This is a genomic window from Variovorax sp. RTB1 (genome assembly GCF_035018765.1).
Classification (GTDB): Bacteria; Pseudomonadota; Gammaproteobacteria; order Burkholderiales; family Burkholderiaceae_C; genus Variovorax.
Window position 1 is genome coordinate 1 of record NZ_JASJXG010000100.1, and the last position, 3,911, is coordinate 3,911.

General features: G+C 59.7%; 4 protein-coding genes and 1 pseudogene. 3 read left to right on the forward strand and 2 right to left on the reverse strand.

The features are described 5' to 3' along the window. Positions 1-367: 367 nt before the first annotated feature. Positions 368-565, reverse strand: a complete 198-nt coding sequence (locus tag QN397_RS26395) for a hypothetical protein (protein ID WP_323499629.1) — start codon at positions 563-565, stop codon at positions 368-370. Between the two features lie 994 nt (positions 566-1,559). Here QN397_RS26395 and QN397_RS26400 point away from each other — a divergent pair. Next, the gene (locus QN397_RS26400; protein ID WP_323502478.1) at positions 1,560-1,844 is read left to right on the forward strand and encodes a hypothetical protein; all 285 of its coding nucleotides are present in this window, start codon (positions 1,560-1,562) and stop codon (positions 1,842-1,844) included. Positions 1,845-1,854: 10 nt separating this feature from the next. Here the strand turns inward: QN397_RS26400 and QN397_RS26405 are convergent. Then, positions 1,855-2,806 (reverse strand): annotated as a pseudogene (locus QN397_RS26405) (IS481 family transposase). A 497-nt stretch (positions 2,807-3,303) separates the two neighbouring features. Between QN397_RS26405 and QN397_RS26410 the strand changes: the two are divergent. Together QN397_RS26410 and QN397_RS26415 are read left to right on the forward strand one after the other, a co-directional pair. Beyond that, the gene (locus QN397_RS26410; protein ID WP_323502479.1) at positions 3,304-3,519 is read left to right on the forward strand and encodes a hypothetical protein; all 216 of its coding nucleotides are present in this window, start codon (positions 3,304-3,306) and stop codon (positions 3,517-3,519) included. 106 nt (positions 3,520-3,625) lie between these two features. Continuing rightward, positions 3,626-3,911, forward strand: a 286-nt coding sequence (locus tag QN397_RS26415) for an SDR family oxidoreductase (protein ID WP_323502480.1), incomplete at its 3' end; no start/stop codon positions are given.

Below are 3,911 nucleotides of genomic sequence, written 5' to 3' on the forward strand. Positions count from 1 at the left end.
GCCCTCAAAGGGCGCGAGGCTATGCCCAGCGGGTGGTTCATACGCAACGTCAGCACCGACCGTGCAACCGGTCAGATGTGGCTCGAAACCTCTTCGGTCACGTCACCGGAATCGCCGGTCACGTTCCCGAAATCATTGGTCACGTTCCCGAAATCATCGGTCACGATGCCGAAACCACCGGTCACGCTCCTCCGAAATTCGCAACGGTATCCTGCATTAGATCAGCCAGCCGATGGAGAGCGTTATCGCACAGCTCACTGAGCTGGTAGCGCGCGCGGGCGAGCAGGCCCAGCTCGTGCAGCAGTGGCCCAGGAAAGTACTTGCGCGTGAGCGGATCCCGGTCGACGAGCCCCTCGATCTCCAGCCGCTACAGCATTCGGCAGCACGTCGATTGCGGCAGCCCGCTCGTGGCCGCCATTTCCCCGATGGGCATGTCGCGCAGGTCCGCCTCGGTCACAAAGTCCGATCGCAGCGAGTGCGCCGAAAACCGGCCTTCCAGACCCGCCGCCGCGAAACGCGCCTTCACGATGAACCGCACGCCTTCGGCGCCCAGTGGCGCGCCCATGCGGTCGCCCGCCAGCGCGCGCCGGAAGATCGGACCGGTGGTGATTCAGCCTCAACCGCGCGGACGCTGCGGACCATGTTCTTCGATGTCGGTGGCCAAGGCGCCATCGTCGTGCAGCGAATCGGCCCGCGCGTCCCTGGCCGCCTCCAGACTCTGGGCGACGAATGTCGCAAACCACGGAGCGCACGGCGAAGCGTCCGAGTGCCGAAGATACTCGCTTCTTTTCGTCTTAATGGACCCGCCTGGCCAGATCTCTACAACAGGTGTACGCCGCACGACATATATGGCGGTGCGCCCTTAGCCGTTAAAAACGCGATGGGTCCGTTGCTCGCGTGTCGAGGTTCCGAACGTTGTTCGGTTCAGTACCTGGCCCTGTGCTTTGAAAACACAGGGCCTCTTTGTTTGTGTCGCACAAATGTGTTCGCGGGTAGTGAACAGTGTCTATCGGCAGCCCCGGATCAGGGCGCTGCTCACACGCCCGGTGCCAGCTCTTGTGAGCGTTCTCTGTTGGGTAACCCAACTGGTAAATGGTCTCGGCGACTCGCTTGCCAAGTTTGATGTGAAGCTCGACTGCTCGGATTCGAGCTTCATAGGAATACATGAACCTTTTTCATGTGGTCCAAGTTCTTGTCCGCATCCCCGGTGGCTCAATTTACGATCGGCGCCAACAGAGTGATGGCTGTGAACGCGTTTGATTGCGACTATTTCCCGGCGCAAGACCGCCTGCCACTTGACCAAACCGCAGATGGACACGACGAACATCGAGATAAGTCGCAGCGCACGCAAAGAGGCCATTGCATCCATGACCATTTCGGCTCAACATTCGCCCACCAGGTGTGCCGTATAGGTACGGCTTTGGAGTGTTGGCTCCGGTCTGCCGCTGCGTTGTATGGCAACCAAATTCACGCCTGCTTGCCATTCGTCTCCGACCCTGCAGTAGGGCCTCAACCCCCAGACATCAAGATCGCCCAGAGATGTTCACAAATCCTTCCACATGACGCTTGATTCAACGCCCGTGCTTTCCGTCCCATCCGTCAGTAGGTTCCAGGGCTGTATTGCTATCGACGTGGTCGCTGCATACCCTGATGCCGTAACGTTTGACATTGAAGGAGCCGCTCCATTTTTGCGACATGCGGAATCCTTGCTGATGCGCTCCTCCAATTCGGCACTGCTCGGCGGTCAGGCGGTGGTGTTGCGCCGGTCGACATGGACGCAGCCGATGGGCAGCACCAAGATGCGGGTGAACTGCCGGTATTCGCCAATGCCTCTGGTGAACTGATCAAACGCCCCTAGATGTGAAGCGTCAAGAGGTTATTTCTTGATGAGTCGAGTCTGGACATAGGCGCGACACCGCCGATGCCGCTGTGCGGGCGATGCCAGTTGTAGTGGTGCTGCCAGCTTGCCAGGGCATCGGTTCGATGGGCTGAGTTCTGGTTCGTGCAGCTGTAGGCCCACACACGCAAGGCGGACTGGATGAACCTCTCGGCCTTGCCGTTGGTGGGCGGTCGGTAAGGCCGCGTGAAGCTGTGCTTGATTCCCAGCTCGATGCAGGTTTCCTTGAACTCACGCGAGCGGAACGCTGAGCCGTTGTCCGTCAGCAGTGGCTGCAAGGTGATGCCTAGGCGGGCGTAACAGGCCACCGCATTGCGCAGAAACAGGACTGCCTGTGCCTGCTTCTCGTCAGGATGCATGGCGGTGAACGCCAATCTTGCGCGGTCATCGATGGCCACGAACAGCGTCTCCCAGCCTGGCCCATCGACCGAGTCGCGTCGGTTGCCTGTGAAGCGGTGGCTGGGCCGCACGATGCGCCCGAGCTTCTTGGTGTCGGTGTGCAGCAGATCGCCGGGCGCCTCGTTCTCGTAGCGCACGACGGCCCGAGCGGCTCAAGGTCGCTCAACTTGGACATGCCCTTCCGCGCCAGAACGCGGCTGACCGTGGACTCCGAGACCCCCACGCTGCGTGCGATGCGAGCCTGCAGCATTCGACGTTTGCGCACAGCTCGACGATGAGCAATGCCTTGGCGGCATCAATGGTCCTAGGCGAGCGTACGGGCGTGGAAGAGGCATCTGCCAAGGCAGCTTGTGCGCCTGCCAGGTAGCGACCGAGCTACTTCCTGGCCGTTGGCGCAGTGACGCCGTGCAGGGCCGCAGCTCGCATAGCATCCAAGCCTTCCAGCGTCATCTGCTTGACCATCTCAAGTCGGCGGGCAAAGGTGAGTCGGGCATGCTTATGGGTGTTCATCCGGTTGAGCCTCCTGAGTGGATTGGGTGTTCGGCGACTTCCAGTCTCTCAAACCCGATCCGGATGAACACCGGATACAACCTATTGGAGCTTCACCACTAGTCTGCGCCGTCAGCAAGGTCTGGGCGATGCCGACAAGATCGAATCGGCCCTGTCAGCTAGGCTCCTTTAACTGTCTCCTCGCTAACCGGGTAGGTGCAGGCCAGCGATCCCTGATTCCCCGCCGCAGTACAAGGAATTGCCTTGCCACGAGCGAGGTTGCAATTCAAACGCAATCGGCGCTGAATGGCCATGGTGGGTGCACAAGCGGCCGCGTCCTTGCGGAACACTTTTGCTTTCGCGACAAATGCAGAACGGCCGTGCTGCGCACGTCGCCAAGTCAGTCTCCTTGCGCTGCAGCGCCTGCGTTTGCCGGATCACAGCGGACAAGACCGTCGTGACATAACAGTTGTGTCCAGCGACATCACCACACCAAAGCATTCAGAAAGATCAAAACCATGAGCATCGTGAAAGACATTGCTATCGAGCAACTCCAAGTCGGCGACCGGGTGTACACGGGTACCACCCGTCACCAGATCGAAGAGTGGCAAAGGGTTCGCTCAGTGAAGGAACCCTCTGCCGGATCGGCAAACTATGGCGTCGCCTTTGGCGGGCTGACGATTGAGCGACAAATGGGCACCAAAATGCGCGTTCAGATCGAAGAAGACCGTTGAGGCTGTAACGATGCGATCTGCTTGTCGCGATTATTTGAAGGAATACGTTGCACGTATTTCCGGCGCTGAATCGCCCAATTGATTGACGCCAGAACAGCCTTCTTACATGCGATGGCCAGCCCTCCTTGTCGAATATGGCATACGCGTCAATGCGATCGGCCCCGGCACGATCCTCACCGAACTTGCAAAGAACGCCGCAATGGGAGATGAAGCCGCCCGACGGCGTGTCCTCTCCCGCACACCAACCCGATGCACCGGTGAGCCCGAAGAGGTAGCAGGAATCGCGGTGTTTCTTGCCTCTGATGATGCTTCACACTGTCGGCGCCGGTTGAACTTTGACCCACCCTGCCGGTTGAACTTTGACCCGGGGATGGAAGCCGGCATCGTGGATG